We start from the raw sequence: 25,756 nt of genomic DNA, 5'->3' as shown, positions 1-25,756 counted from the left end.
CGCCGACCTGAGAGGGCCCGCCATGGCCGGTGTCGACACCGAACGCATCGAACGCGCCGTGCTCGAGATCCTCCTCGCCATCGGCGAGGATCCGGAGCGCGCCGGGCTCCGGCGCACCCCGCAGCGCGTGGCCGAGGCGTACGCCGACTTCTTCGGCGGGCTCGCGGTCGACCCGCTGAGCCACCTCGCCGACACCGTGCCGATCGGGGCATCCGACGCCGGGGTCCCGGCGACCTCCGACGCCGTCGTACTCCGCGACCTCGCGTTCCGGTCGGTGTGCGAGCACCACCTGCTGCCGTTCGTCGGCACCGCGCACATCGCCTACCTCCCGGGCGACCGGGTCGTCGGGCTCGGGCGCATCCCGGCCGTGGTCGACACGCTCGCCGCACGCCCGCAGCTCCAGGAGCGGCTCGCCGAGGAGATCGCCGACGCCCTCGAGACGGGTCTCGACCCGAGGGGCGTGCTCGTCGTCCTCGACGCGCAGCATCGTTGCGTGACCACGCGCGGGTCGCGGCAGGAGCGCAGTTCGACCATCACGATCGTCGGTCGTGGGGCGCTCTCCGAACCCGCCGCCCGTGCCGAGATCATCGCGCTCATCGGCGGCGGGGCATGAGCGACGGGCGATCCACCCTCGTGATGGGCGTCATCAACGTGACGCCCGACTCGTTCAGCGACGGCGGCGAGTGGTTCGACGTCGACCGGGCGGTCGCCCACGGACTCGACCTGGTCGCCGACGGCGCCGACATCCTCGACGTCGGCGGCGAGTCGACGCGTCCGGGCGCGGCGCGCGTCGAGCCCGCCGAAGAGCTGCGCCGGGTCGTGCCGGTCGTGCGCGAGCTCGCCGCACGCGGCATCCGGGTGAGCGTCGACACGATGCGGGCGGCGACGGCGCGGGCCGCGGTCGAGGCCGGCGCCGAGATCGTGAACGACGTGTCGGCGGGGCTCGCCGACGAAGCGATGGTCCCGACCGTCGCCGACACCGGGGCCGCCTACGTCGCGATGCACTGGCGCGGGCACTCCGACCGCATGGACTCGCTCACCGAGTACGCCGACGTCGCGGTCGACGTGCGAGACGAGCTCGCGCGGCGCGTCGAGGCGCTGACCGCGGCCGGCGTGGCATCCGAGCGCATCATCCTCGACCCGGGTCTGGGGTTCTCCAAGACGGGCGAGCAGAACTGGGAGGTGCTCCGCCGCCTCGACGTGCTCACCGGCCTCGGGTTCCCCGTGCTCGTCGGCGCCTCCCGCAAGCGCTTCATCGGCTCGCTGCTGCCCGACGACGCGACCATGGCCGAACGCGACCTGCCCACCGCGGTCGTGAGCGCCCTCTCCGCGCAGGCCGGGGCCTGGGGCGTGCGCGTCCACGACGTGCAGGCCACGCGCCGCGCCCTCGACGTCGTCGGGGCGTGGCAGAGTGGAAGCCGTGGCTGAACCGCGAGATCGACGACCGGGCGACCGGATCACCCTGACCGGGCTCAGGGTGCAGGCGAACCACGGCGTCTTCGACTTCGAGCGCGAGCAGGGGCAGGAGTTCGTCATCGACGTCTCCGTCCTCGTCGACCTCCGCGCTGCGGCATCCGCTGACGATCTCGCGCAGACCGTGCACTACGGCGAACTCGCCGAGGCGGTCGTCGCAGCCGTCGAAGGCGATCCGGTCGACCTCATCGAGACCGTCGCCGAGCGCGTGGCCGAGGTCGCGCTCTCCTACCCCGCGACCATCGAGGCGGCGGTGACGGTGCACAAGCCGCAGGCGCCCATCACCGTCCCGTTCGCGGATGTCGCGGTGTCGATCGTGCGGGGGCGAGCATGAGCCGCGCCGTCATCGCGTTCGGGGCCAACCTCGGCGACCGCGAGACCACCGTCGCCGAGGCCATGCGCGAGCTGGCCGAGCTCGACGGGGTCGAGCTCGTCGCCATCTCGCCCGTCTACGAGACGCCCGCGCTCACCGACGCGGGCGTCGACCGCGACGCACCCGGCTACCTCAACGGCGTCGTCGTGCTCGAGACCACCGCGCACACCCCGCACCAGCTGCTCGCGGCGCTGCACGACATCGAGGCCGCGCACGGCCGACAGCGGCTGAAGCACTGGGGCGATCGCACGCTCGACCTCGACCTCATCGACGTCGACGGGCTCGTCATCGACGACACCGGGCTGCAGCTGCCGCACCCGAGGGCCTGGCAGCGCGCCTTCGTGCTGCAGCCCTGGCTCGACGTCGACCCCGACGCGGTCATCCCCGGTCGGGGGCGCGTCGCCGACCTCCGCGCGCAGGCGCACGACGAGGTGACCCGTCGATGAGGCGAACCCACCCGAGCGCCGTGGTGTTCGCGGTCATCGTGGGCGCCGCGCTCGGCTACCTCGTCGACCTCGCGGTCGTGTCGTGGGGCGGCAAGGCCATCGTCCCCCCGCTCTCGCTGTCGATCACCCTCGTCGGCGTCGCGGCGATCATCGTGGCGCTGGCCTGGCCCATCCGCCGCGCCGTCAGGCAGCACTCGACGAAGCACCTCGATCCGTTCCGCGCGATGCGCATCGCCGTGCTCGCCAAGGCGAGCAGCCTCAGCGGCGCCCTGATGCTGGGATTCGGCGTTGGCATCACCCTCTTCCTGCTCACGCGCACGGTGCTGCCGTCGGCATCGACGGTGTGGCTCGCCGTCGCGTCGGCCATCGGCGCGGCCCTGCTGCTCGTGGGCGGGCTGCTCGCCGAGCAGTTCTGCACGCTCCCGCCCGACGACCCCGAAGCCGAGAAGGACGAGCACGCGCATGCCTGACTCCGACGTGCCGCACCCCGACGCCGACCCGTCGGCCTGGCCGAGCCCCGAGGCAGCCGGCCCCGAGTCATCGAGCCCCGAGGCATCCGCCGACGACGTGCCGGCGGTGGAGGCATCCGGCTCCGAGGAATGGAAGCGGGTCTCGCCCAAGTACGTGATCGTCGAGGTCGTCGGCTCGCTCGTCGGCACGGCGCTCTTCGTCGCGGCGTTCCTGGTCGCGTACTTCCTGTTCGACTGGTGGTGGGCGCTCTGGGCCGCGATCGCGGTGGGCGCGATCTCGCTCGTGACGATCGCGTTCGAGCCGCGCCGCGTGCGCTCGATCGGCTACCGCCTGCGCGACGACGACCTGCTGTTCCGCCGCGGCATCATGTACCAGCGGCAGGTGGCGGTGCCCTACGGGCGCATGCAGCTCGTCGATGTCACGCGCGGCCCGGTCGCGCGCGCGCTCGGACTCGCCGACCTGAAGTTCGTCACCGCCGCGGCCGCGACCGCGGTGTCGGTGCCGGGCCTCCCGATCGAGGACGCCGAGCGGCTGCGCGACGAACTGGTGGCGCTGGCCGAGTCCCGACGGGCGGGCCTGTGACCGCTCCGGTCCCCCCGAAGACGGTCACGCCGCTCGCCGACGGCGAATGGCATCGGCTGCATCCGGCGAGTCCGCTCCTGCGGGGTGGGCTCGTGTTCATCGCCGTGCTCGGGTTCGTCATCGCGAATCTGCGCGAGCGCATCGTCGACATGTTCGTCTTCGTCTTCGTGCCCGACCTCGGCGACGAGTTGGATTCGAACTACGGCGAGTGGCAGAACGACTGGGCGAACGACCCGGTCGGCGCGATCGTGCTGAACGGCCAGGTCGGCTGGGCGCTGCTCGCGGTCGCGGCGGTCGTGATCGCGGTCATCGTCGGGTTCTGGTTGTCGTGGCGCATGCACACGTTCCGCATCACGGGCGAGGCGGTCGAGGTCCGCAGCGGCATCCTGTTCCGTTCGCACCGGTCGGCGCGGCTCGATCGGGTGCAGGGGGTCAACATCGCGCGGCCACTGTTCGCGCGGCTCTTCGGCACTGCGAAGCTCGACGTCTCGGTCGCGGGGCAGTCCGGCAACGTGCAGCTCTCCTACCTCGCGTCGGCGCTGGCCGACGGGCTGCGCGCCGACATCCTGCGGTTGGCCTCGGGTGCGCGGGCCGAACGCTCGAAGGCGGCGGCCCCGGGCGTCGCGGGCATCACGGTGAGCGTCGCGGGGGCGACGGATGCCTCGATGCCGGTCGATGCCGCGGGGGCGACGGATGCCTCGGTGCCGGGAGATGTCGCGGTGCCGGGCGATCCCGCGGGCACCGGCTCGCCCGCGGCATCCGCCCACGGCCCCGTCTCGGCCGTCATCGGCCGGCGGGTCGACGAGTTCCTCGCGCCGGAGCTCGACCCGTCGCTGGCGCCGCCCGCGTCGGTCGTGCACCTCTCGGTCGGGCGCGTGATCGCCTCGACGCTGCTCGGCGGCACGACCATCTCGATCCTCGTGTTCGTCGCCGTCATCGTCGTGGGCATCGCCAACGGGCAGAGCTGGGTCATCTTCTCGTTCATCCCCGCCGTCATCGGCCTCGTCGGCTACCTGTGGTCGCGCATCACGAAATCGCTGCGGTACTCGATCGCCGGCACGCCCGACGGCGTGCGCATCGGCTACGGCCTGCTCTCGACCGCGAACCAGACCATCCCGCCCGGGCGGGTGCACGCCGTCTCGGTGACCCAGTGGATCCTCTGGCGCCCGTTCGGCTGGTGGAGCGTCAAGGTCAACCTCGCTGGGCAGTCGATGAGCGCGTCGAGCGAGCAGGCGCAGCGCACGATCGTGCTGCCCGTCGGGTCGGCGGCCGACGTGGGGCGCGTGCTCGCGCTGCTGCTGCCCGAGTCGGCGGGCGCCGTCGAGCCGCTCGTCGCGGTCGGGCTCACCGGGCGCGGCGCCGGCGGCGGGTTCACGGCGACGCCGCGGCGCGCGGCCTGGCTGCGGCCGTTCTCGAGGCGTCGCATCGGCTGGGCCGCCGGTTCGGGCGTCGCCCTGTTCCGCACGGGCGCGCTCACGCGTTCGCTCGTGCTCATGCCGCTCGCCCGCGTGCAGTCCGTCGCGCTCTCGCGCGGCCCGGTCGGTCGTCTGCTCGACCTCGCGGCGGTGCGCGTGCACACCGTCTCGGGTCCGGTGCAGGTCGTGCTGCCGGTCATCGAGACCGCCGAGGGCCGCGACCTGTTCGAGCGGCTCGCCGCCGACGCCGTGACCTGGGCGGCATCCGACGAGAGCCATCACTGGGGCGCGATCGCGCGGACGGAGGCACCCGCATGAGCGAACGACCGGGGCGCCTCGGCGTCGGAACCATCGGCGCCGGACGGGTGGGCGCCGTGCTGGCCGCGGCCCTCGCGGGCGCTGGCCACGGGCTCACCGGCATCGCCGCGGTCTCGGCGGCGAGCCGCGAGCGGGCCGCCGCCATGCTCCCCTCGGTGCCCGTGCTCACGGTTCCCGAGATCGTCGAGCGCAGCGAGCTCGTGCTGCTCGCGGTGGCCGAATCCGAACTCGCCGGCCTGGTCGCGGGCCTCGCCGAGGCAGGGGTCTGGCAGCCGGGGCAGCTCGTGCTCCACACGAACGCCCGGCACGGCACGGCCGTGCTCGATCCCGCGCGGCGAGCGGGCGCGATCCCGCTCGCGGTGCACCCCGCGATGACCTTCACCGGCACGAGCATCGACCTCGCGCGGCTGCCGGGCACGTGGTTCGCCGTGACCGCGCCGGCCCCCGTGCTGCCGATCGGTCAGGCGCTCGTCGTCGAGATGGGCGGCGAACCGTTCATCGTCGGCGAGGCCGACCGCGCCGCCTACGGCGAGGCGATCGACACGGCCGTCTCGTTCTCGAGCGCGATCGTCGATCAGGCCAGCGGGCTCCTCGACGGCATCGGCGTGACCCGGCCGGGCGCGGTGCTCGCGCCGCTCGTGCGCAGCGCCGTCGAGAACGCCCTCGCCAGGCACGACCCGGGGCCGCGCCTCGACGGTGCGAGTACGATCGACGGGGCCGACGACGATCGGCCGCTGGGAGGGGCCACGTGACCGAGGCGGCGAAGCGCGCAGAGGCGACCCGCGTCGTGAGCACCATCTCCGGGCTGCGAGCGGCCCTCGACGAGCGACGCCGGGGCGGGGCATCCGTCGCCCTGGTGCCGACCATGGGCGCGCTGCACGAGGGGCATCTCGCGCTCGTGCGACGGGCCCGCGAGCTCGCCGACGTGGTCGTCGTGTCGATCTTCGTGAACCCGCTGCAGTTCGGCCCGAGCGAAGACCTCGACCGGTACCCGCGCACGCTCGACGCCGACGTGGCGGCCCTGGCCGGGCTCGGCGTCGAGGTCGTGTTCGCGCCGTCCGTCGCCGAGATGTACCCCGCCGGGGCGAGCCCGACGCGCGTCGTGGCCGGCTCGGTCGGCGGGCTCTACGAGGGCGCCTCGCGGCCCGGGCACTTCGACGGCATGCTCACGGTCGTCGCGAAGCTCTTCTCGATCGCGCAGCCCGACGTCGCCGTGTTCGGGCAGAAGGACGCCCAGCAGGTCTTCCTTGTGCGCCGCATGGTCCGCGACCTCGACCTGCGGCTCGAGGTCGACGTCGTGCCGACCGTGCGCGAGGCCGACGGCCTCGCGCTCTCGAGTCGCAACCGGTTCCTCGACGACACCGGGCGCCGGGCGGCGCTCGTGCTCTCGGAGGCGCTCGGCGCGGCCGCCGATTCCGCGGGGGAGGGCGTCGACGAGGCACTGGCCGAGGCGGTCGCGGCGTTCGGCGACCACGACGGCGTCGAGCTCGACTACTTCGTGATCGTCGACCCCGAGACCTTCCTCCCGGTCGCCGCCGACGCGTCGGGCCCCGCGCTCGCGCTCGTCGCCGCGAACGTCGGGTCGACCCGCCTCATCGACAACCGCGCCGTGATCCTCGCGTCGTAGCCGCCGCGCGGAGCGTGCGTCCAGCCCGGGCTGAGTAGGCTGGTCGGGCACGTGCCCCGCGACGAGAGAGAACGATGGCCGAGACCCAGACGGATGCCGCCCCCCAGGGTGCCGCACAGCCCGCCGACGAGCCCACCGCGGCCGAGATCTCCGAGCAGAAGGTCGTGCGGCTCGCCAAGCGCGAGCGGCTGATCGCGGCTTCCGACGACCTCGGCGGCGGCGCCTATCCGGTGCGCCTGCCGATCACCACGACCATCCCGCAGGTGCGCGACCGCTTCGTGGGCCTCGGCGTCGACGAGGCCAGCGGCGAGCAGGTCGGCCTCGCGGGGCGCGTCGTGTTCTCGCGCAACACGGGCAAGCTCTGCTTCGCGACCCTCCAGTCGGGCGACGGCAGCCGCGTGCAGGCGATGGTCTCGCTCGCCGAGGTCGGCGAGCAGTCGCTGGCCGACTGGAAGGAGCTCGTCGACCTGGGCGACCACGTGTTCGTCGCCGGCGAGGTCATCACGAGCCGCCGCGGCGAGCTCTCGATCATGGTGAACGAGTGGCAGATCGCGTCCAAGGCGATCCTGCCGCTGCCGAACCTGCACAACGACCTCAGCGAAGAGACCCGGGTGCGCAGCCGCTACCTCGACCTCATCGCCCGCGAGCAGGCGCGCAAGAACGTGCTCGACCGCGCCAAGACCAACGCGAGCCTGCGCCGCACGTTCGCCGGGCTCGGGTTCGTCGAGGTCGAGACGCCCATGCTCCAGGTCATGCACGGCGGGGCATCCGCTCGTCCGTTCGTGACCCACTCGAACGCGTTCGACACCGAGCTCTATCTGCGCATCGCCCCCGAGCTGTACCTCAAGCGCGCCGTGGTCGGCGGCATCGACCGGGTGTTCGAGATCAACCGCAACTTCCGCAACGAGGGCGCCGACTCTACGCACAGCCCCGAGTTCGCGATGCTTGAGGCGTACGAGGCCTACGGCGACTACACGACCATGGCCGACCTCACGCAGCGCCTCATCCAAGACGCCGCGCTCGAGACGAGCGGTTCGCACGTGGTCACCTGGGCCGACGGCACCGAGTTCGACCTCGGCGGCGAGTGGGACCGCATCTCGATGTACGGCACGCTCTCCGAGGCGGTCGGCGAGCAGATCACGGCCGAGACCCCGATCGAGCGCCTGAAGCAGCTCGCCGACGAGGCGGGCGTCGAGGTCGAGCACCCCCTGCCCGGTAAGTACGTCGAAGAGCTGTGGGAGCACCACATCAAGGGCGGGCTCGAACGGCCCACCTTCGTGATGGACTTCCCGCTCGACACCTCCCCGCTCGTGCGCGGGCACCGCAGCACGCCCGGCGTGGTCGAGAAGTGGGATCTCTACGTGCGCGGCTTCGAGCTGGCCACCGGCTACTCCGAGCTCGTCGACCCCGTCGTGCAGCGCGAGCGCTTCGTCGAGCAGGCGAAGCTCGCCGCGGGCGGCGACCCCGAGGCCATGCGCCTCGACGAGGAGTTCTTGCGCGCGCTCGAGTTCGGCATGCCGCCGTCGGGCGGCATGGGCATGGGCATCGACCGCCTTCTCATGGCGCTCACGGGTCTCGGCATCCGCGAGACCATCCTCTTCCCGCTCGTCAAGTAGCGGCCCGAACCGAGACGAGCGGATGCCGCAGATGAACGACTACCTCCCGAAGAGCGAACTCGAGCCCGAGCCCGACCCCAAGCGCCCGTCGAACGCCCGCCTCGCGATCTGGATCGTCGTCGGGGCGATCGGCGCCTACCTTCTGGGGTCGGGCATCTGGGGCCTGCTCACCTGAGCTGAGCTGAGCTGAGCTGAGCCGAGCCGTTCCGCCCGCCCGCCGCTCAGCGTCCGACGAAGACGACGCCGCGGGTCGCCGAGGGCCCCCACGCGATCATGCGGTCGAGGTCGGATGCCGCGACGGGGAGATCGTGCGTGTCGACCCAGGTCTCGCCGCGCTCCGACGTGATCCACGGGTCCTGGATGAGCACGACCGCTTCGCCCGGAACGACGGCGTGCGCGAGCACCCAGTGCGGCCCGGTCTCGCCGTGCATGGGCGCCTCGTCGATGAGCAGCAGCGCCGACTCGCCGCCGGCGATGCGTCGGACGACCTCGTCGATCGCGATGCGCTCGGTGACGACCGGCACCGAAAGCGCGGCGGCCCGCCGACGGGATTCCTGTTGCAGCTCGGCACGGAAGTCGTGCTCGAACCCGGTGTACTCCTCGAGCAGCACGGGCTCATCGGTGTCGAGGTGCACCTCGACCGTGCGGCCCTCGCCCACGGTCTCGCGCATCGCGACGGCGAGGCCCACGGGCTCGCATGCGGGGTAGTTGCTCGCGCGGCGCCAGAAGGCGAACTCGAGGTCGCGGTCTCCGGCATCGCCGGTGAAGCCGGACGCCCCGGCGAGGGTCGCCGCGAGCAGGCCCGCGACCGCGCCGCAGGTGTAGAGCGTGGTCTGCCCGTAGTACGGCGCCTCGTCGTGGGGGACGGGCCGGTGCCAGCGCACGAGTCCGCGCACCCCGACGGTGCCGTCGGCCGACGGGTGCGGCGCGCGCATCGGTGCGAACCCGAGCTCGGCGGCGAGCGCGGGCGGGGCGGTCTCGCCGCGCAGCTCCCACTTCACGGCGGCGTCGCCCCGTTCGGCCGAGTCGGCGACGACGTGCTCGATCGCGCGGCGGGCCGCCGCGGCATCCGTGTGGTGCAGTTCGACGATCTTGACCGCGGCGGTGCTCGGCCGACGCGTGGTGAGCACCGCGGCGAGCGGCTCGCCGTCGGCCGCGCGCTCGACGTGCACGGTGGGCGAGTAGGGGGTGCGCGAACGCTGCCAGAACGCGGTGCGCTCCGCCCCGAGGAAGTCGCGCAGCCACGCGTCGGGCTCCCACCCGGGCGCTCCGGCGGGCACGGCTGCTGGAGCGTCGAGGGTGGTGGGGGCGGTGGATACCTGGCTCACCGGGTTCCTTTCGAGGCGAGATCGGATGCCGCGGCGCGAGGGTTCTCGCGGCGGCCGGCCGCGATCAGCAGCCGGGTGTACTCGTGTTCGGGGGCGGTGAGCACGCGGGCGCACTCGCCCTGCTCGACGACGCGGCCGTCCCAGAGGACGGTGACCGTGTCGGCGATCTCGCGCACCACGGCCAGGTCGTGCGAGATGAACAGGATCGCGAGACCGAGCTCGTCGCGCAGCTGCGCGAGCAGGGCGAGCACCTGGGCCTGCACCGACACGTCGAGGGCCGAGACCGACTCGTCGCAGATGAGCACGCTGGGGCGCGGCGCGAGAGCGCGCGCGATGGCCACGCGCTGCCGTTGCCCGCCCGAGAGCTGGGCCGGGCGCTTGCCCGCGAAGTCGGCCGGAAGCCCGACGGTCTCGAGCAGCACGGCCACGTCGGCCGCGGGCCGGCGCGCGACGTGCAGCGCCTCGCGCAGGATCGCCCCGATCGACATCATCGGGTTGAGCGAGGAGTACGGGTCCTGGAAGACGATCTGCATCTGCGCGGGGGTGCGCGAGCCGCGGCCGGGGGCGAGCACGACGCCCTCGAACCGGATCTCGCCGCCGTCCTCGCGCTCGAGGCCGGCGATGCAGCGCGCGAGCGTGCTCTTGCCCGAACCCGACTCGCCGACGACGCCCGTGACCTCGCCCGGGCGGAGCGCGATCGAGACGTCGTCGAGCACCGTGCGCTCGCCGAATCGCTTGACGATGCCGGATGCCTCGAGCACAGCCGTCGGCCGGTCGGTGCCCGCCGCGAGGGCGGGTGTCGAGCCGTCGTCGGCCGAGCCGTCGGCGGTCGAGCCGTCGTCGGCCGCGAGCGCCCGCATGGCAGGGTCGACCTCGATGAGGGCGCGCGTGTACGCGTGCTCGGGTGCGGCGAGCACGGTGGCCGTGTCGCCGCGCTCGACGATCTCGCCCGAGCGCATGACGAGCACGCGGTCGGTGCGGCCGCGCACGAGCCCGAGGTCGTGGGAGATGAGCAGCACCGCCATGCCGCGCGCCGTCTGGATGCCGTGCAGCAGGTCGAGGATCTCGGCCTGGTTGCTCGCGTCGAGCGCCGTCGTGGGCTCGTCGGCGATGAGCAGCACGGGGTCGCTCGCGAGGGCCGCCGCGATCGCGACGCGCTGCCGCATGCCGCCCGAGAGCTCGTGCGGGTAGGCGCGGGCGACGCGCTCGGGCAGACGCACCTCGGCGAGGCGCGCGGCGATGGCCGACGTGCGGGCCGCGCCGCGCAGGCGTCGACCGGTGGCCGCCTCGATGGTCCACGCGATCTGCTCGCCGCACCGGTGCACGGGCGAGAGGCTCGTGAACGGGTCCTGCAGCAGCAGCGACACGGTGCGTCCGCGCAACGGCCGCCACGCGGCATCCGGCATCGACAGCTCGAAGGCCTGCTCGCCGTACCGCACCTCGCCCTGTGCGCGGAAGCCGGGCGGCAGCAGGCCGATGAGCGACTTCGCGGTGAGCGTCTTGCCCGAGCCCGACTCGCCGATGAGGGCGACGGTCTCGCCGCCGACGAGGTCGAGGTCGAGCGGCTGCACCATCGTGCGGCCGTCGGGCGCGAGCACGGTCAGGCCGCGGGCGTGGATCGAGACCGCGGTCATGCGACACCTCCGGTGCGGGTCAGGCGCTGGCCGAGCCAGTCGCCGACGAGGTTCACGGCGCACGCGACCGCGATGATGAGCAGCGCGGGCACGATCGCCGCAGCCGGGTTGTCGAACATGATGGAGCGCGCGTCGGTGAGCTGGCGCCCCCAGTCGGCGGTGCCGGCCGGCACGCCGACGCCGAGGAACGACAGCGACGAGAACGCGACGATCGCGAAGGCCACGTTGAGCATCGCGTTCGTGATGACGAGCGTCGACACGTTCGGCAGGATGTGCCGGAACATGACCCGCCACCGCGAAAGCGACAGCATCTGCGCCGCCTCGATGTACGGCCGCGCCGACTGCTCGAGCACGCCCGCGCGCACGATGCGGATGTCGGACGGCGAGAACAGCACGATGAGCAGCAGCGTCGTCGTCCAGTAGCCGCCGCCGAAGACGCCCGCCACCACGATGGCGGCGAGCAGCACGGGCAGGGCGAGCAGCAGGTCGGTCCAACGGCTGACGAGGAAGTCGACCCAGCCGCGCTCGTAACCGGCGACGGTGCCGAGCAGCACGCCGATGAGCATCGATCCGACGGCGACGATGCAGGGCCCCACGAGCGCCGAGGTCGCCCCGGCGATCGTCAGGGCGAGGATGTCGCGGCCGAGCTCGTCGGTGCCGAGCGGATGCCCGGGGGTGCCGGGCGGGAGCAGGCTCGAGAGGATGTCCTGCTCCGTCGCGTTCGGCACGAGGAACGGTGCCGCGACGACGAAGAACATGACGATCGCGAGGAACCCGAGCGAGATGGCCACGACGATCGGCACCCGGTGCTTCGAGCGGAACTCGACGCCGACGGGGCCGTCGACGACGGCACGCGCGGTGGTGCTCGTGCTCATGCGGGCACCCCCTTCGCGCGGACGCGCGGATCGAGCAGCAGGTAGGCGAGGTCGGCGAGCAGCGCGATCACCGCGATCGCCACGGCGATGAGCAGCGTCAGCGCCTGCACGACCGCGATGTCCTTGAACAGCACCGAGTCCTGCAGCAGCAGGCCGATGCCGGGCAGCGCGAACGTGGTCTCGGCGAGCACGGTGCCGCCGACGAGGAAGGTGAGCACGAGGCTCGCGCCGGTCACGATGGGGATCAGCGCGTTGCGCAGCGCCAGACGGTGCACGACGCGGTCGTCGATGCCGCGGGCCCGTGCCGAGGTGACGTAGTCGGCGTCGAGTTCGCGCAGCAGCGCGGTGCGCGTGAGCTTCAGCACGATGGCGCCGAGGCCGAGCGCGAGCGTGATGCCCGGCAGCACGAGGTGGTAGAGCGTGTCGAGCCCGCCGTCGCCGGCCCCGTAGACCGGGAAGATCGGCACGTAGTACGCGAACACGTAGAGCAGCAGGAGGCCCACCGCGAACGTGGGCGCGCTCAGCCCGACGATGCCGAGCGCGCTGCCGACCCGGTCGACGGGCCGGCCCGCGTGCACGGCGCTCGCGACGCCGAGGGGGATCGACACCGCGAGGGCCAGCACGAACGCGACGGCGCAGAGCGCCAGGGTGACGGGCAGGCGCGATGCGATCGCGTCGGCCACGGGCACCTGGAGGCGGATCGACTCGCCGAGGTCGCCCGTGAGCACCCCGCCCAGCCAGGTGAAGTACTGCACGAGGAACGGGTCGTCGAGGTGGTACTGCTCGCGGATCGCGGCGACCGCCTCGGGGGAGGCGGGCCGGTTGCCGAGCAACGTCTTCACGAGGTCGCCGGGTGCCAGGTACATCATCGAGAAGACGATGAACGAGAGCACCAGCAGGATCGCGAGCATGCCGAGCACGCGCACCGCGAGCATCCGGCCGAGGGGCCGGGCTCGCGATGCGCGCGCTCGAGGGGTGGTGACGGTCATCAGCCGGCGATGCGGTAGAGGGTCGTCGGCCAGGCCGAGATGAACGCGAACGAGGAGTAGTCGTCCATGCCGAGGTCGTCGGCGAACGCGGTCGCCGACTGGCCCCACCAGAGCGGCACGTTGATGACGTCTTCGGCCTGCAGCTTCTCGGCCTCGAGGAGGAGGTCGATACGGGTCGCCGGGTCGGACTCGGCGCCGGCCTGCGCGAACAGGTCGTCGATCTCGGGGTTGGCGTAGTTCGACACGTTGTCGGCGCCGAGCATGTAGCTCGAGACCTCGGCGGGGTCGCCGAGCGTCGAGAAGTACCACATCATGCCCACGCCGTACTCGGCGTCGGGCTCGAGGCTCGCGAGCCACTCCTCGATGGGCACCTCGCGCACGGTGAGGGTGATGCCGATCTTCGCGAGGTTCTCGGCGAGCGACTGCGCGGCCGTGCCGAGCTGGGGGCCGGTGTTCGGCGTGAGGATCTCGGTCTCGAAGCCGTCGGGGTGGTCGGATGCCGCGAGCGCCGCCTTGGCCGCGTCGAGGTCGAAGTCCCATTGCGGCGTCTCGGCGAGCAGGTCGCGGGCCTCGTCGGCGGAGTAGACGGAACCGAGGGACTCGGGCGTCGCGATCGCGGTCGCGGCCTCGCCGTGGCCGCGCAGCAGCTTGTCGACGATCGCGTCGCGGTCGACGCTGTGCGCGAAGGCCTCGCGCACCTTGGGGTCGTCGAACGGCTCGATGGCGGTGTTGAAGTAGAGGCCCACGTACGAGAGGTCGTTCACGTAGTCGACGCGCATGCCGTCGAGGTTCTCCCACTGGGTCGACTGGGCGAGCGGCACGTTGAACGCGACGTCGACGTCGCCCTTCTGGGCGGCGAGCAGGCGCGTGCTCTCGTCGGGGATGAACTGCACGTCGATGTGCTTGACCTTGGGCAGTTCGCCCCACCAGGTGTCGACGCGGTCGAAGCTCACGTGCGAGTCGGGCACGAACTCGGTGACCTCGTACGGGCCGGAGCCGAGCAGCAGCGAGCTGCTCGTGCCCACCGCGCCGTCGTTGGCCTCCCAGAACGCCTTCGACGTGATGAACGCGGCGCCGCCGGTGCTCATGTTCGCGGCGAAGGCGGCGTCGGGAGCGGCGAGCGTGATGGTGACCTCGTGGTCGCCGGTCTTCTCGACCGTGTCGACGCCGCCGAGGTAGTACGACAGGCCGGGCGAGCTGGTCTCGTCGCGCGCCTGCTCGAGGCTGAACACCACGTCGTCGGCGGTGACCGGCGTGCCGTCCTGGAACTCGGCGTCGTCGCGGAGCTCGTAGACGTAGGTCACGTCGTCGGGCTGGGTCCACGACTCGGCGAGGCCGGGCTGGAGCTTGCCGTCTGCATCGACCGAGACGAGGCCCTCCTGGGTGATCGACGCGATGTAGTAGTTGAGGATGCCGCTCTCCTGACCCACGTACAGGTTCGAAAGGGATCCGGGCAGGGCGACGGTGATCGAGTCGATCTCGGCGCCGCTGTCGACGGCGGGCGCGTCGGCGGGGGAGCCGGCGGTGCATGCTGCGAGCAGCAGCACGCCGGCCGCGGCAGCGCCGGCGCGCGCTCCGCGAGTGAGGGTGGTCGAGGGCATGTCGGCGGTCTCCAGTTCGAGGTGCGGGGTGGTCGTGGCGGGTGCGCCGAAGGCGGTGCGGAAGGGCGCACTGCTGAGGCGCGTCCGGTGGCTGTGCGACACCGGGTGCATGGGGGTGATGAGGGTGAGCAGCGCGGGGGCGACCGCGGGCCGGCCGGCGAGCAGGCGCAGGGCATCGGCGATGGCCGGGATCGACGCGGACTCGGCGAGCGAGACGGCCAGCACCCGGCGTCGGATGCGCGGGGCGAGGCCGAGCACGCGGACGCCCTCGGGCAGGGCGACCGAGTGCAGGGCGGTGGTCGAGAGGAAGGCGACGCCCCGCCCGCGGTCGACGAGGGCGAGCGCGGCCTGCGGCGTGGTCACCTCGAACGCCACGGTGTGGGCGATGCCGCGCGCGGTCGCCGCGTCGGCGGCCTGCGCCGTGCAGGTCGCCGCGCCGCCGATCCACGGGAGGTCCGCGAGGGCCTCGATGCCCACGCGGCTGCCGCCGGCCACCGTCGATGCGCTCGCTCCGCCGGGCGCCGCGTCGCCGAGCGCCTCCGCGGCGCCGGGGTCGCCCCGGAAGCTCGCGGGAACCACGGCGAGCACGTCGTCGGCGAAGAGGAAGCTGCTGCGCAGGCCCTCGCGGCGCACGTGCGAGGCATGTGCGTGCGCTCCGGCGGGGGTGCTCAGCACGGCGATGTCGGCCCGGCCGTCGCGCACGAGGGCGAGCGCCTGATCGGTGTCGGCCTCGACGATGTCGATGTCGACGTCGGGGGCCTCGAGGTCGAGGCGGGCGAGCAGCGGGGCGACGACGCCCGCGAGCGCGGAGGGGAAGGCGGCGATGCGGAGGGAGTCTGCGCGCCGCCCGAGCACCTCGGCCAGCTCGGCGGCGGCGGCCGTGAGGCTCGCCTCGATGCGGGGGGTGTGGCGCGCGAGCAGCTGGCCCGCGGGCGAGAGCCGAGCCGCGCGGCCGGTGCGGTTCACGAGCTGCGCGCCGATGCGGGCCTCGAGGCGTTGGAGGTGCTGGGTGATCGCCGGTTGCGAGTAGCCCAGGTCACGGGCCGCGCCGCTGATGGAGCCGGTGCGTTCGATCGCCGAGAGGATTCGCAGGCTGTGCAGGTCGAGGGCTCGCGTGAGTGACTCGAGGTCTGCGTTTGGGCGCTGCATAGCGAAAGGCTATATAAATCCTTGTTTCCATTACGTAACATAATGGCAACGGTTTCGTGCCCGGCCTGATACGGGCGGATGCCGCGACATCCGCATTCCCAGCCGAACCGCGTATCCTGAAGGCCTATGAATGATTTCTGGGCGAATGCGATCTGGTCGCTCGCGCCGACCGTGCTCATCGGACTCATCTTCTGGTTCGTGATGCGGTCGATCCTGCGCGCCGACCGCACGGAGCGTGCCGCGTACGCCCAGATCGAGGCCGAGGAGCGCGCGAAGCTGGGGCTCGAGCGCCGCCCCGATCTCGGCGCCGAACGCACCGCCGACTGACCTCGATGACGTCGGAGCAGACCGCGATGGTCACGGCGATCGTGACCTTCGCGCTGCTCGCGATCGACCTCGTCATCCGCGTGGTCGCGATCATCGTCGTGCCGCGCAACCGCCGTCCGACGGCGGGCATGGCCTGGCTGCTCGCGATCTTCTTCATCCCGTACCTCGGCGTGCTCTTCTTCCTCCTCATCGGCAATCCGAAGCTGCCGAAGAAGCGCCGCCGCAAGCAGGCCCAGGTCGACGAGGTGATCCGCGACTCGACGCACGGCTTCGAGCGCGTCAGCGATTCGCGCGGCTGGCCCTCGTGGTTCGCGGGCGTCGTGCAGCTGAACCGCAACCTCGGGGCCATGCCCCTCATCGGGTCGAACAGCGCGAGCCTCATCGGCGGATATCAGGACTCCCTCGACCAGATGACCGACGCGGTGCGCGGCGCCGAACGCTACGTGCACGTCGAGTTCTACATCCTCGCGCTCGACGACACGACCGAGCCGTTCTTCGACGCGCTCGGCGACGCCGTCGAGCGCGGGGTCACGGTGCGCCTGCTGCTCGACCACGTGGCGTCGCTGCGATCGAAGGGCTATCGGCGCACGCTCCGCCGGCTGACGAAGATGGGCGTCGACTGGCACCTCATGCTGCCGGTGCAGCCGTTCAAGGGCAAGTACCAGCGCCCCGACCTCCGCAACCACCGCAAGATCCTCGTCGTCGACGGCGACGTCGCGTTCATGGGGTCGCAGAACATGATCGACCGCAGCTACAACAAGCGCGGCAACATCCGTCGCGGGCTGAAGTGGAAGGAGCTCGTCGCCCGCGTCGAGGGGCCGATCGTGTCGGGCCTCGACGCCATCTTCCGCACCGACTGGTACCTCGAGTCCGGCGAAGAGCTCACCCGCGACATCTCGGACTCCTTCGAGCAGCCGGCCGAGGCGCAGAACCTCGACTGCCAGGTCGTGCCGAGCGGCCCCGGCTATCCGAGCCGCAACAACCTCCGCCTGTTCCTGGCGCTGCTGTACGCGGCGAAGGAGCGGCTCATCATCACGAGCCCGTACTTCGTGCCCGACGAGGCGATGCTGATGGCCATCAGCGGTGCCACGCAGCGGGGCGTGCACGTCGAGCTCTTCGTCTCCGAGATCGGCGACCAGGCCCTCGTCTACCACGCGCAGCGCTCCTACTACGAGGCGCTCCTGCGTTCGGGCGTCAAGATCTACATGTACAAGGCGCCGTACATCCTGCACGCCAAGCACTTCACGATCGACGACGACGTCGCGGTCATCGGCTCGAGCAACATGGACATCCGCTCGTTCGAGCTCAACATGGAGGTCTCCCTCCTCGTGCGTGGGCGTTCCTTCGTCGAGGAGCTCCGCTCGGTCGAAGACGGGTACCGCACCGACAGCCGCGAGCTCACGCTCGACGAGTGGCTGCGGCAGCCGATCCGCTCGACGGTGCTCGACAACCTCGCGCGGCTCACCTCGGCGCTGCAGTAGCGGGGCGGATGCCGCGACCGCGCGCCCGCCCTACGATCGCGGCTTGAGGCGCACCGTGGGCAGCTCGGGCGCCGGCAGCGGGGCCCCATCGAACCCGTCGACGGTGCCGAAGCGGCCGTCGGCGTCGCCGGCGGCGATGACGTCGGCCTGCCACTGGCGTCGGAACTCGGCGATCTCGTCGTGGTCGCGGCCGATGAAGTTCCACCACATGACGAGCTCCTCGCCGAACGGCGTGCCGCCGATGAGCACCGCGCGCGCGGGCGCGTCGGCACCGGCCCGGAGCCGGACGCCCTCGTGCCCGACGCCGATGTAGCCGAGCTCGCCTCGGGCGAGCCCGGTCGTGTGCCCGGCGACGGCGAGCGGGTCGGCGTCGGGGCGGGCGTCGTCGGGTTCGTCGTCGAGCGCCGGGATCGTCGCCGTCAGCGGGCCGAGGTCGACGAGCAGGCCGTGCTCGAACGCGGGGTCGAGCTCGATCCACGCCTCGCCCCCGGCGGGGAGCTCGACCTGTGCGCCCACGAGCGGCGAGAAGACGGTGACGGCGCCTTCCTGGTCGAGACCGTCGGATGCCTCGACGCCCGGGAGCGACCCGGCGAACACGCGCACCTCGGCGTCGTCGACGACGACCGGCTCGACCTGCGCGTGCTCGAAGAACGGGGCGATGCCGCGCGAGGCGTCGGGCAGGGCGATCCAGAGTTGCACCCCGTGCAGGCGCGTCGTCGCGGGCGTCGACACCTCGGAGTGGGCGATGCCGCGGCCGGCGGTCATCAGGTTGACGGCGCCCGGTCGCACGAACTCGGCGCTGCCGGTGCTGTCGCGGTGCTCGATCTCGCCCTCGAAGAGCCAGCTCACGGTCTGCAGGCCGGTGTGCGGATGCGGCGGCACGAGCATTCCCCCGGAGGCCGCCACGTCGTCGGGGCCGTAGTGGTCGACGAAGCACCAGGCGCCGATCGTCGTACGGCCGCGCTGCGGAAGCGTGCGTCGCACGCGCATCGCCCGGGGGCCGCCGAGCGGCACGTCGCGCGGGGCGAGCACCTGGATCGCGGCCGCGTGCGTCGGTTCGGGGCCGCTCACCGACTCGACCGGATCGCGCTCGAGATTGCTCATGCCCGCATGGTAGCGCCGACGCGCGCCGAGCGCGGTCGAACCGATACCATTATCCGCATGCGCTCCTCCCTCATCCTCCGTCGTGCAGGCGTCGTGGCCGTGGCCGCGGCATCCGTCTTCCTGCTCTCCGCGTGCAACCCGAGCCCTCGCCCCGTCGAGGACTTCACCGGGCTGCCCGTGAGCGACCACGAGGGCGACGCCGAGGGCCACACCGACGAGCCCGCCGGCGAGGGCCTCTCGGCCGCGTGGGTCGGCCAGGGCGGCCAGCTCGCCGTCACGATCCCGGGCAGCTCGACCTGCCCCGAGATCGGAACGCGCATCAACGTGGTCGAGCCCGCCGGCGAAGGCAACCGCGTCTCCGTCGACGTGGCCGAGATCCCCGCCGACCAGCCCTGCACCATGGATCTCGTGCCGCACACCACGGTCTTCTGGAGCCCGGTGTACGTCACCACGACCGAGCCCCTCGTCGTCGAGGTCGGCGACGAGTCGGTCACCGTCCCGGTCAAGTAGTCCGCTTCTCTCCGCCCCGATCCTCTCCTCGGCGGTGCGCCCACGGCGAACACCGGCCCACGCGGCATCCGCGCTGGTTACGCTCGATGTATCGGCGCCCCCTGCCCTGAGGGGTCGAGAGGAGTAGAGCATGTTCGAGAGATTCACCGACCGAGCCCGTCGTGTCGTCGTCCTGGCCCAAGAAGAGGCCAAGATGCTCAATCACAACTACATCGGCACCGAGCACATCCTGCTCGGGCTCATCCACGAGGGTGAAGGGGTCGCCGCCAAGGCGCTCGAATCGCTCGGCATCTCGCTCGACGCGGTGCGCGAGCAGGTGCAGGACATCATCGGCCAGGGTCAGCAGCAGCCGACCGGGCACATCCCGTTCACGCCGCGGGCCAAGAAGGTGCTCGAGCTCTCGCTCCGCGAGGCGCTGCAGCTCGGCCACAACTACATCGGCACCGAGCACATCCTGCTCGGGCTCATCCGCGAGGGCGAGGGCGTCGCCGCCCAGGTGCTCGTCAAGCTGGGCGCCGACCTGAACCGCGTGCGCCAGCAGGTCATCCAGCTGCTCTCGGGCTACCAGGGCAAGGAGCAGGTGCAGGTCGGCGCGAACGACCAGCAGCAGCCGCAGGGCGGGTCGCAGATCCTCGACCAGTTCGGCCGCAACCTCACGCAGGCCGCACGCGAGTCGAAGCTCGACCCCGTGATCGGCCGCGAGAAGGAGATCGAGCGGGTCATGCAGATCCTCTCGCGCCGCTCCAAGAACAACCCCGTCCTCATCGGCGAGCCCGGCGTCGGCAAGACCGCCGTCGTCGAGGGCCTCGCGCAGGCGATCGTGAAGAACGAGGTCCCCGAGACGCTGAAGGACAAGCAGCTCTACTCGCTCGACCTCGGTTCGCTCATCGCCGGGTCCCGCTACCGCGGTGACTTCGAGGAGCGCCTGAAGAAGGTCACCAAAGAGATCCGCACGCGCGGCGACATCATCGTCTTCATCGACGAGATCCACACCCTCGTGGGGGCCGGTGCCGCAGAGGGCGCGATCGACGCCGCCTCGATCCTGAAGCCGCTGCTCGCACGAGGCGAGCTCCAGACCATCGGCGCGACCACGCTCGACGAGTACCGCAAGCACTTCGAGAAGGATGCCGCGCTCGAGCGCCGCTTCCAGCCGATCCAGGTGCAGGAGCCGTCGCTGCCCCACGCCATCAACATCCTCAAGGGCCTGCGCGACCGCTACGAGGCGCACCACAAGGTGTCGATCACCGACGGCGCCATCGTGGCCGCGGCGAACCTCGCCGACCGGTACATCAGCGACCGCTTCCTGCCCGACAAGGCCATCGACCTGATCGACGAGGCCGGCGCACGTCTGCGCCTGTCGATCCTGTCCTCGCCGCCCGAGCTGCGCGAGTTCGACGAGAAGATCGCCGTCGTCCGCGCCGCGAAGGAGACGGCCATCGAGGAGCAGGACTTCGAGAAGGCCGCGTCCCTGCGCGACGAGGAGAAGAACCTCCTCGGCGAGCGGTTGCGCCTCGAGAAGCAGTGGAAGGCCGGCGACGTCAAGACGACCGCGGTCGTCGACGAGGGCCTGATCGCCGAGGTGCTCGCACAGGCCACCGGCATCCCCGTCTTCAAGCTCACCGAAGAGGAGAGCTCGCGGCTCGTCTTCATGGAGAAGGCGCTGCACGAGCGCGTCATCGGCCAGGAGGAGGCGATCTCGGCACTGTCGAAGACGATCCGCCGCACCCGCGCCGGACTGAAGGACCCGCACCGCCCCTCGGGCTCGTTCATCTTCGCCGGCCCCACGGGCGTCGGCAAGACCGAGCTCGCCAAGGCGCTCGCCGAGTTCCTCTTCGACGACGAGGCCGCGATGATCTCGCTCGACATGTCGGAGTACGGCGAGAAGCACACCGTCTCCCGCCTGTTCGGCGCCCCTCCCGGGTTCGTCGGTTTCGAAGAGGGCGGCCAGCTCACCGAGAAGGTGCGCCGCAAGCCGTTCTCGGTCGTGCTGTTCGACGAGATCGAGAAGGCGCACCCCGACATCTTCAACTCGCTGCTCCAGATCCTCGAAGAGGGTCGCCTGACCGACGGTCAGGGCCGAGTGGTCGACTTCAAGAACACGGTCATCATCATGACGACCAACCTCGGCACGAAGGACATCTCGAGCGGGCCCGTCGGCTTCGCGCTCGAGGGCGACACCCGCACCGGGTACGACCTCATGCGCGGCAAGGTGAAGGAGGAGCTGAAGAAGCACTTCAAGCCCGAGTTCCTGAACCGCGTCGACGAGATCATCGTGTTCCCGCAGCTCTCCAAGCCCGAGCTGCTGCAGATCGTCGACCTCTTCGTGAAGCGCCTCAGCGACCGCATGCTCGACCGCGACATGACCGTCGAGCTGACGGTGCCCGCGAAGGAGCGCCTCATCGAGGTCGGCTACGACCCCGCGCTCGGCGCCCGGCCGCTGCGCCGTGCCGTGCAGCGCGAGGTCGAAGACACGCTGTCCGAGAAGATCCTGCACGGCGAGCTCAACTCGGGCGACCACGTGCACGTCGACTTCCTCGACGGCAAGTTCGTCTTCACGACCACGCAGCGCGCGCTGCCCGTGGGCATCGGCGTCAACACGGGTGCCGCCATCGGCACCGGCCCGGCCACGCCCGATCTCGCGGCCACGGCCGACTGATCGGGTTCGCCGACCGACGAGGCATCCGCTTCACCGACCGGGGTCGGGCCTTCGGGCCCGGCCCCTTCGTCGTGCCCTCACTGCCCGCGGCTCGCTGCCCGGGGCTCGCTGCCCGCGGCTCGCTGCCCGGGGCTCGCTGCCCGATTCGGACGTCCTGGCGACACGCCGCGTCACGGCCGGCGTCGCCCGGCGTGTCGCCGATTCTCCGAATCCGGCTGACTCGCCCCGGCAGAATACGATGAACGGATGACCCAGTTCAGAGTGCGCCCGGCGCGCACGAGCGACGTTCCGCAGATCATCTCGCTGGTCGAACCGCTCGTGTCCCGACGCATCCTGCTCGGCAAGGAGCGCGTCGACCTGTACGGGGCGATCCAGGAGTTCCGCGTCGCCGAGGCGCCCGACGGCGACCGAATCATCGGCGCCGGCGCCCTGCACGCCATGTGGGAGGACCTCGGCGAGGTGCGCACCCTCGTCGTCGCCGACGAGTGGCTCGGGCACGGCGTCGGCCATGCGCTCGTCGAACGCCTCGTCGCCGACGCCCGTGAGCTGGGGCTCAGCAGGCTGTTCTGCCTCACGTTCGAGGTCGATTTCTTCGCCCGCCACGGCTTCGAGGACATGGGCGAAGAGACCGTCGCACCCGAGGTGTACGCCGAACTCGTGCGCTCGCACGACGACGGCGTCGCCGAGTTCCTCGACCTCGCACGCGTCAAGCAGAACACGCTCGGCAACACTCGCATGCTCAAACGGTTCTGACCAGCGGTGAACCACCGCTTCACCGGGCATTTCGGCACGCCGGGCGCGCGCCCGCGGCATCCGCTCGCCGGTCGTACCCTGTGAACATGTCGACGAATCAGGCACCGGCCCGACGGCACTCGCCGCAGGTCTACCGTCGGCGACGGCTCGTCGTGCTGCTCGGACTGATCGCGGTGATCGTCGCGGTCGTGCTCATCATCGTGCGCCCGGGCGGCGCGCAGGGCGAGCCGGGCGCGACCGCCACGCCGAGCGCGGTCGCGTCGAGCACCCCCGAGCCGACGACGATCCCGACCGAGTCGACCGCGCTCGACGGCGACCCGTGCTCGCCCGAGCAGATCACCGTCGAACCCGTCACCGACAAGACGGTCTACGAGGCCGGGGAGCAGCCGCAGCTCTCGGTGACGATCACGAACACCGGCAAGAACGTGTGCGTGCTGAACGCCGGCACCTCCGCCCAGGTCTTCACCATCTCCAGCGGCGACGAGCAGTACTGGATCTCGACCGACTGCCAGACCGACGCCATCGACGCCGAGGTGTCGCTGAAACCCGGCACGCCGGTCAGCTCGGCCGCGCCGATCGTCTGGGACCGCACCCGCTCGAGCCCCGAGACCTGCGAGGGGGCGCGCGAAGCCGTGCCGGCCGGGGGTGCCTCGTACCATCTGTCGGTCTCGGTCGACGGGTACGCATCCGACGACCTGACGAAGCAGTTCCAACTGTACTGAGTCGCGGTCGCGGTCGCGGTCGCTTGCTGCACTGCGGTGCGGCACACCTCCGCCGTGTTCACTTTTCAGGAGGGGGTGTGGCGACTCGGGTGCGTCTCGGCTTCGTTCCGGGCGAAATCGTCGCGCGTGCCCACACCCCTTCCTGAAAAGCGTCGTTGCCGGAGGGTCGGGTACGGCTCGGTACGCTTGGGGGATGGCGCAGCGCAAGAAGTCGGGCAGGCCGGGCAAGGCCGCCGAGCCCGTGGAGTTCCGGTCCGAGGCGCTCGCCGAGGCGCTCGAGAAGCAGGACATGGCCGCGGTCGCGTTCGCGCTGCGCCACGGCAACACCGTCGTGCCGCTCGTGAAGCCCGGCCCGCGCGACAAGCCGCTCGACGGCGGCGAGGTGTGGACCTACCGCGACCCGAACACCGGCGACGTGGCGCTGCTGCTCTTCAGCGACGCCGCGAACAAGCCCGACAACCTGCCGCCCGCGGTCGGGCTGCAGAGCCCCGCCTGGCTGCGCACCTTTCTCAAGCGCTACGAGTCGACGATCACGACCGTGTTCCTCGACATCGCCGGGCCCCACCCGATGCAGGCGCCGCCCGCCGAGCTCCTGCGGGCGCTCGAGGTCTGACGGCCCAGGCCCGTCGGCGGGTTCGGCGCCCTCAGAACGCGCCGTCAGAGGGGCGCCGTCAGAACGCGGCGTCGAGCTCGCGTTCGCGAACGGAGGAACCGGCGGCGAGTGCCCGGCCGACGGCGGCCTGCACGCTGCCCGCCTCGACGTCGAGGATCGTGGCGTAGCCCAGACGCCGCGCCTCGCTGCCGCGCTGCCTGGCCGAGTTCACCGGTCGCACCTCGCCGGCGAGGCTGATCTCGCCGTAGGCGGCGAGGTCGTGCGGCACGGCGCGGTCGCGCATGGCCGACGCGATGGCGATGGCGATGGCGAGATCGGCGCCCGGCTCGACGAGTCGGACCCCGCCGACCGTCGAGACGTAGACGTCGTGCTCGCCGATCTGACGGAGCCCGGCGCGGCGCTCGAGCACCGCGAGGATCATCGCGACGCGCGACGGGTCGACCCCGTTCACCACGCGTCGCGGCTGCGGCGCCCTGGTGGCGACCACGAGGGCCTGCACCTCGACGGGGAGGGCGCGACGGCCCTCGAGCGCGACGGTGACGCACGTGCCGCTGACCCCCGCGCCGCGGCTGAGGAAGAGGCCGCTCGGATCGGGCACCTCGGCGATGCCGTCGCCGGTCATCTCGAAGCAACCGACCTCGTCGGTCGGGCCGAAACGGTTCTTGAGCGCCCGAACGAAACGCAGCGCGGTCTGCCGGTCGCCCTCGAACTGGCACACGACGTCGACGAGGTGCTCGAGCAGGCGCGGCCCCGCGATGGTGCCGTCTTTCGTGACGTGGCCGACGAGGAGGACGGGCAGCTCCCGCTCCTTCGCGAGGCGGATGAGCGTGGACGCGACCTCGCGCACCTGGCCCGGCTGGCCCGCGATGCCCTCGTTCTGCGAGCTCGAGACCGTCTGCACCGAGTCGACGATGAGCAACTCGGGCGACACTGCGTCGACCTGCCCGATGACGGTCGCGAGATCGGTCTCGGCGGCGAGGAACAGCTCGGGCTGCAGCGCGCCGGTGCGACCCGCGCGCAGCCGCACCTGGGCGACCGACTCTTCGGCGCTCACGTAGAGCACTCGACGACCGGATGCCGCGACGCGCGCCGCGACGTCGAGGAGGAGCGTGGACTTGCCGACGCCCGGCTCGCCGCTCAGGAGGATGGCCGCGCCGGGGACGATGCCGCCGCCCAGCACGCGATCGAACTCGCCGACGCCGCTCGGCCAGTGCCCGCGCTCCTCGGTGGTCACCTCGGTGATCGATCGCGCGACCTGCGTCGCGCCGACCGCGACGGGCTTCAGCGTGCGCGTGATGCCCGACGGTGCGCCGGCCTCGACGACCGTGCCCCACTGCTGGCACTCGGCGCAGCGGCCGACCCACTTGACGGTGCTCCAGCCGCACTCGGTGCAACGGAACGCGGAGACGGGTTTGGCCATGGGGAGAGCGTAAGGGCCGCCGCCGACATCCGCGTCCGCCGACGACGCCGCGCCGCGGCATCCGCTCGCCGCCATGCCCTCCGGTCGCCCGCCCGGCTCGTTTTGGACGATTGCGCGGTGTCGTCTACCATTGACCTCGGTACCGTGTCCGAGCGGCCGAAGGTGCAACTCTCGAAAAGTTGTGTGCGTGAAAGCGCACCGTGGGTTCAAATCCCACCGGTACCGCCACAGAACGCCCCGACTCCCACTCGCTGGGGGCCGGGGCGTTCGCCG

The 25,756-nt window shown here is 71.8% G+C and carries 25 protein-coding genes and 1 tRNA gene; 19 read left to right on the top strand and 7 right to left on the bottom strand.

Annotated features, from left to right (window positions below; translation table 11 throughout):
* Positions 1-22: 22 nt before the first annotated feature.
* The 11 genes from folE (at position 23) to GQQ92_RS13775 (ending at position 8,496) form a co-directional block, all read left to right on the top strand.
* Complete coding sequence (gene folE / locus GQQ92_RS13825) at positions 23-613, top strand: GTP cyclohydrolase I (RefSeq protein ID WP_156999886.1); 591 nt, start codon at positions 23-25, stop codon at positions 611-613.
* Entirely contained in the window at positions 610-1,428 is an 819-nt protein-coding gene (gene folP, locus GQQ92_RS13820) for a dihydropteroate synthase (protein ID WP_156999885.1), read from the top strand. Before folE ends, folP begins: the two co-directional genes overlap by 4 nt.
* Entirely contained in the window at positions 1,421-1,807 is a 387-nt protein-coding gene (folB, locus tag GQQ92_RS13815; RefSeq protein WP_156999884.1) for a dihydroneopterin aldolase, read from the top strand. Before folP ends, folB begins: the two co-directional genes overlap by 8 nt.
* Complete coding sequence (gene folK, locus GQQ92_RS13810; protein WP_156999883.1) at positions 1,804-2,292, top strand: 2-amino-4-hydroxy-6-hydroxymethyldihydropteridine diphosphokinase; 489 nt, start codon at positions 1,804-1,806, stop codon at positions 2,290-2,292. The genes folB and folK overlap by 4 nt, the downstream gene beginning before the upstream one ends.
* The gene (locus tag GQQ92_RS13805; protein ID WP_156999882.1) at positions 2,289-2,762 is read left to right on the top strand and encodes a DUF3180 domain-containing protein; all 474 of its coding nucleotides are present in this window, start codon (positions 2,289-2,291) and stop codon (positions 2,760-2,762) included. Before folK ends, GQQ92_RS13805 begins: the two co-directional genes overlap by 4 nt.
* Complete coding sequence (locus tag GQQ92_RS13800) at positions 2,755-3,345, top strand: PH domain-containing protein (RefSeq protein ID WP_156999881.1); 591 nt, start codon at positions 2,755-2,757, stop codon at positions 3,343-3,345. Before GQQ92_RS13805 ends, GQQ92_RS13800 begins: the two co-directional genes overlap by 8 nt.
* Complete coding sequence (locus GQQ92_RS13795) at positions 3,342-5,078, top strand: PH domain-containing protein (protein ID WP_156999880.1); 1,737 nt, start codon at positions 3,342-3,344, stop codon at positions 5,076-5,078. Before GQQ92_RS13800 ends, GQQ92_RS13795 begins: the two co-directional genes overlap by 4 nt.
* Positions 5,075-5,830 carry a DUF2520 domain-containing protein gene (locus tag GQQ92_RS13790; protein ID WP_156999879.1) on the top strand — a complete coding sequence of 252 codons (756 nt, stop codon included), beginning with the start codon at positions 5,075-5,077 and terminating at the stop codon, positions 5,828-5,830. Before GQQ92_RS13795 ends, GQQ92_RS13790 begins: the two co-directional genes overlap by 4 nt.
* Entirely contained in the window at positions 5,827-6,705 is an 879-nt protein-coding gene (panC, locus tag GQQ92_RS13785) for a pantoate--beta-alanine ligase (RefSeq protein ID WP_156999878.1), read from the top strand. Before GQQ92_RS13790 ends, panC begins: the two co-directional genes overlap by 4 nt.
* Before the next feature lie 74 nt (positions 6,706-6,779).
* Complete coding sequence (gene lysS / locus GQQ92_RS13780; protein WP_156999877.1) at positions 6,780-8,321, top strand: lysine--tRNA ligase; 1,542 nt, start codon at positions 6,780-6,782, stop codon at positions 8,319-8,321.
* A gap of 31 nt (positions 8,322-8,352) precedes the next feature.
* Positions 8,353-8,496 carry a hypothetical protein gene (locus GQQ92_RS13775; RefSeq protein ID WP_156999876.1) on the top strand — a complete coding sequence of 48 codons (144 nt, stop codon included), beginning with the start codon at positions 8,353-8,355 and terminating at the stop codon, positions 8,494-8,496.
* A gap of 46 nt (positions 8,497-8,542) precedes the next feature.
* Here GQQ92_RS13775 and GQQ92_RS13770 read toward each other — a convergent pair whose 3' ends face one another.
* From GQQ92_RS13770 to GQQ92_RS16950, 5 genes are read right to left on the bottom strand one after another with little or no spacing between them, the layout of a single operon-like run.
* Positions 8,543-9,649 (bottom strand): peptidase C39 family protein, encoded by a 1,107-nt coding sequence (locus tag GQQ92_RS13770; RefSeq protein WP_156999875.1) that lies wholly within the window; start codon positions 9,647-9,649, stop codon positions 8,543-8,545.
* A complete protein-coding gene (locus GQQ92_RS13765) occupies positions 9,646-11,283 on the bottom strand; it encodes an ATP-binding cassette domain-containing protein (RefSeq protein ID WP_156999874.1) in 1,638 nt (545 codons plus the stop codon). The genes GQQ92_RS13770 and GQQ92_RS13765 overlap by 4 nt, the downstream gene beginning before the upstream one ends.
* Positions 11,280-12,158: an ABC transporter permease gene (locus tag GQQ92_RS13760; protein ID WP_156999873.1), complete on the bottom strand. Its 879-nt coding sequence runs from the start codon at positions 12,156-12,158 to the stop codon at positions 11,280-11,282. The genes GQQ92_RS13765 and GQQ92_RS13760 overlap by 4 nt, the downstream gene beginning before the upstream one ends.
* Positions 12,155-13,147 (bottom strand): ABC transporter permease, encoded by a 993-nt coding sequence (locus GQQ92_RS13755; protein WP_156999872.1) that lies wholly within the window; start codon positions 13,145-13,147, stop codon positions 12,155-12,157. Before GQQ92_RS13755 ends, GQQ92_RS13760 begins: the two co-directional genes overlap by 4 nt.
* A complete protein-coding gene (locus GQQ92_RS16950) occupies positions 13,147-15,897 on the bottom strand; it encodes an ABC transporter substrate-binding protein (protein WP_156999871.1) in 2,751 nt (916 codons plus the stop codon). Before GQQ92_RS16950 ends, GQQ92_RS13755 begins: the two co-directional genes overlap by 1 nt.
* A 126-nt stretch (positions 15,898-16,023) precedes the next feature.
* Here GQQ92_RS16950 and GQQ92_RS13745 point away from each other — a divergent pair, with 126 nt between their 5' ends.
* On the top strand, positions 16,024-16,224 hold the full coding sequence (locus GQQ92_RS13745) for a hypothetical protein (protein ID WP_156999870.1): 201 nt from the start codon (positions 16,024-16,026) through the stop codon (positions 16,222-16,224).
* Positions 16,225-16,229: 5 nt separating this feature from the next.
* Positions 16,230-17,705, top strand: a complete 1,476-nt coding sequence (cls, locus tag GQQ92_RS13740) for a cardiolipin synthase (RefSeq protein WP_232057704.1) — start codon at positions 16,230-16,232, stop codon at positions 17,703-17,705.
* Positions 17,706-17,735: 30 nt separating this feature from the next.
* On the opposite strand, the gene GQQ92_RS13735 is transcribed toward cls, so the two are convergent.
* On the bottom strand, positions 17,736-18,809 hold the full coding sequence (locus GQQ92_RS13735) for a pirin family protein (RefSeq protein WP_156999869.1): 1,074 nt from the start codon (positions 18,807-18,809) through the stop codon (positions 17,736-17,738).
* Positions 18,810-18,866: 57 nt separating this feature from the next.
* Between GQQ92_RS13735 and GQQ92_RS13730 the strand changes: the two genes are divergently transcribed.
* From GQQ92_RS13730 to GQQ92_RS13710, 5 genes are all read left to right on the top strand, one after another.
* The gene (locus GQQ92_RS13730) at positions 18,867-19,319 is read left to right on the top strand and encodes a hypothetical protein (protein ID WP_156999868.1); all 453 of its coding nucleotides are present in this window, start codon (positions 18,867-18,869) and stop codon (positions 19,317-19,319) included.
* Between the two features lie 130 nt (positions 19,320-19,449).
* Positions 19,450-21,975, top strand: coding sequence for an ATP-dependent Clp protease ATP-binding subunit (locus GQQ92_RS13725; protein WP_156999867.1), 2,526 nt, complete (start codon positions 19,450-19,452; stop codon positions 21,973-21,975).
* 246 nt (positions 21,976-22,221) lie between these two features.
* Positions 22,222-22,728 carry an amino-acid N-acetyltransferase gene (locus GQQ92_RS13720; protein ID WP_156999866.1) on the top strand — a complete coding sequence of 169 codons (507 nt, stop codon included), beginning with the start codon at positions 22,222-22,224 and terminating at the stop codon, positions 22,726-22,728.
* A gap of 86 nt (positions 22,729-22,814) precedes the next feature.
* A complete protein-coding gene (locus tag GQQ92_RS13715; RefSeq protein WP_156999865.1) occupies positions 22,815-23,450 on the top strand; it encodes a hypothetical protein in 636 nt (211 codons plus the stop codon).
* Between the two features lie 193 nt (positions 23,451-23,643).
* The gene (locus GQQ92_RS13710) at positions 23,644-24,063 is read left to right on the top strand and encodes a dehydrogenase (protein WP_156999864.1); all 420 of its coding nucleotides are present in this window, start codon (positions 23,644-23,646) and stop codon (positions 24,061-24,063) included.
* A 58-nt stretch (positions 24,064-24,121) separates the two neighbouring features.
* Here GQQ92_RS13710 and radA read toward each other — a convergent pair whose 3' ends face one another.
* Positions 24,122-25,483 (bottom strand): DNA repair protein RadA, encoded by a 1,362-nt coding sequence (gene radA / locus GQQ92_RS13705; protein WP_156999863.1) that lies wholly within the window; start codon positions 25,481-25,483, stop codon positions 24,122-24,124.
* A gap of 138 nt (positions 25,484-25,621) precedes the next feature.
* Here radA and GQQ92_RS13700 point away from each other — a divergent pair.
* Positions 25,622-25,711: transfer RNA gene (locus tag GQQ92_RS13700), tRNA-Ser, on the top strand.
* Positions 25,712-25,756 lie beyond the last annotated feature (45 nt).

Origin of the sequence: Agromyces terreus (assembly GCF_009749465.1) — a bacterium.
Lineage (GTDB): Bacteria > Actinomycetota > Actinomycetes > Actinomycetales > Microbacteriaceae > Agromyces > Agromyces terreus.
This window is presented reverse-complemented; position numbering and strand designations above follow the sequence as displayed.

Bases quoted from the DNA above. Each gene is read 5' to 3' on its own strand.
- folE (WP_156999886.1), top strand. From the start codon at position 23: ATGGCCGGTGTCGACACCGAACGCATCGAACGCGCCGTGCTCGAGATC.
- folP (WP_156999885.1), top strand. From the start codon at position 610: ATGAGCGACGGGCGATCCACCCTCGTGATGGGCGTCATCAACGTGACG.
- folK (WP_156999883.1), top strand. From the start codon at position 1,804: ATGAGCCGCGCCGTCATCGCGTTCGGGGCCAACCTCGGCGACCGCGAG.
- GQQ92_RS13805 (WP_156999882.1), top strand. From the start codon at position 2,289: ATGAGGCGAACCCACCCGAGCGCCGTGGTGTTCGCGGTCATCGTGGGC.
- GQQ92_RS13800 (WP_156999881.1), top strand. From the start codon at position 2,755: ATGCCTGACTCCGACGTGCCGCACCCCGACGCCGACCCGTCGGCCTGG.
- GQQ92_RS13790 (WP_156999879.1), top strand. From the start codon at position 5,075: ATGAGCGAACGACCGGGGCGCCTCGGCGTCGGAACCATCGGCGCCGGA.
- lysS (WP_156999877.1), top strand. From the start codon at position 6,780: ATGGCCGAGACCCAGACGGATGCCGCCCCCCAGGGTGCCGCACAGCCC.
- GQQ92_RS13775 (WP_156999876.1), top strand. From the start codon at position 8,353: ATGAACGACTACCTCCCGAAGAGCGAACTCGAGCCCGAGCCCGACCCC.
- GQQ92_RS13765 (WP_156999874.1), bottom strand. From the start codon at position 11,283: ATGACCGCGGTCTCGATCCACGCCCGCGGCCTGACCGTGCTCGCGCCC.
- GQQ92_RS13760 (WP_156999873.1), bottom strand. From the start codon at position 12,158: ATGAGCACGAGCACCACCGCGCGTGCCGTCGTCGACGGCCCCGTCGGC.
- GQQ92_RS13755 (WP_156999872.1), bottom strand. From the start codon at position 13,147: ATGACCGTCACCACCCCTCGAGCGCGCGCATCGCGAGCCCGGCCCCTC.
- GQQ92_RS16950 (WP_156999871.1), bottom strand. From the start codon at position 15,897: ATGCAGCGCCCAAACGCAGACCTCGAGTCACTCACGCGAGCCCTCGAC.
- GQQ92_RS13745 (WP_156999870.1), top strand. From the start codon at position 16,024: ATGAATGATTTCTGGGCGAATGCGATCTGGTCGCTCGCGCCGACCGTG.
- cls (WP_232057704.1), top strand. From the start codon at position 16,230: ATGACGTCGGAGCAGACCGCGATGGTCACGGCGATCGTGACCTTCGCG.
- GQQ92_RS13735 (WP_156999869.1), bottom strand. From the start codon at position 18,809: ATGAGCAATCTCGAGCGCGATCCGGTCGAGTCGGTGAGCGGCCCCGAA.
- GQQ92_RS13730 (WP_156999868.1), top strand. From the start codon at position 18,867: ATGCGCTCCTCCCTCATCCTCCGTCGTGCAGGCGTCGTGGCCGTGGCC.
- GQQ92_RS13725 (WP_156999867.1), top strand. From the start codon at position 19,450: ATGTTCGAGAGATTCACCGACCGAGCCCGTCGTGTCGTCGTCCTGGCC.
- GQQ92_RS13720 (WP_156999866.1), top strand. From the start codon at position 22,222: ATGACCCAGTTCAGAGTGCGCCCGGCGCGCACGAGCGACGTTCCGCAG.
- GQQ92_RS13715 (WP_156999865.1), top strand. From the start codon at position 22,815: ATGTCGACGAATCAGGCACCGGCCCGACGGCACTCGCCGCAGGTCTAC.
- GQQ92_RS13710 (WP_156999864.1), top strand. From the start codon at position 23,644: ATGGCGCAGCGCAAGAAGTCGGGCAGGCCGGGCAAGGCCGCCGAGCCC.
- radA (WP_156999863.1), bottom strand. From the start codon at position 25,483: ATGGCCAAACCCGTCTCCGCGTTCCGTTGCACCGAGTGCGGCTGGAGC.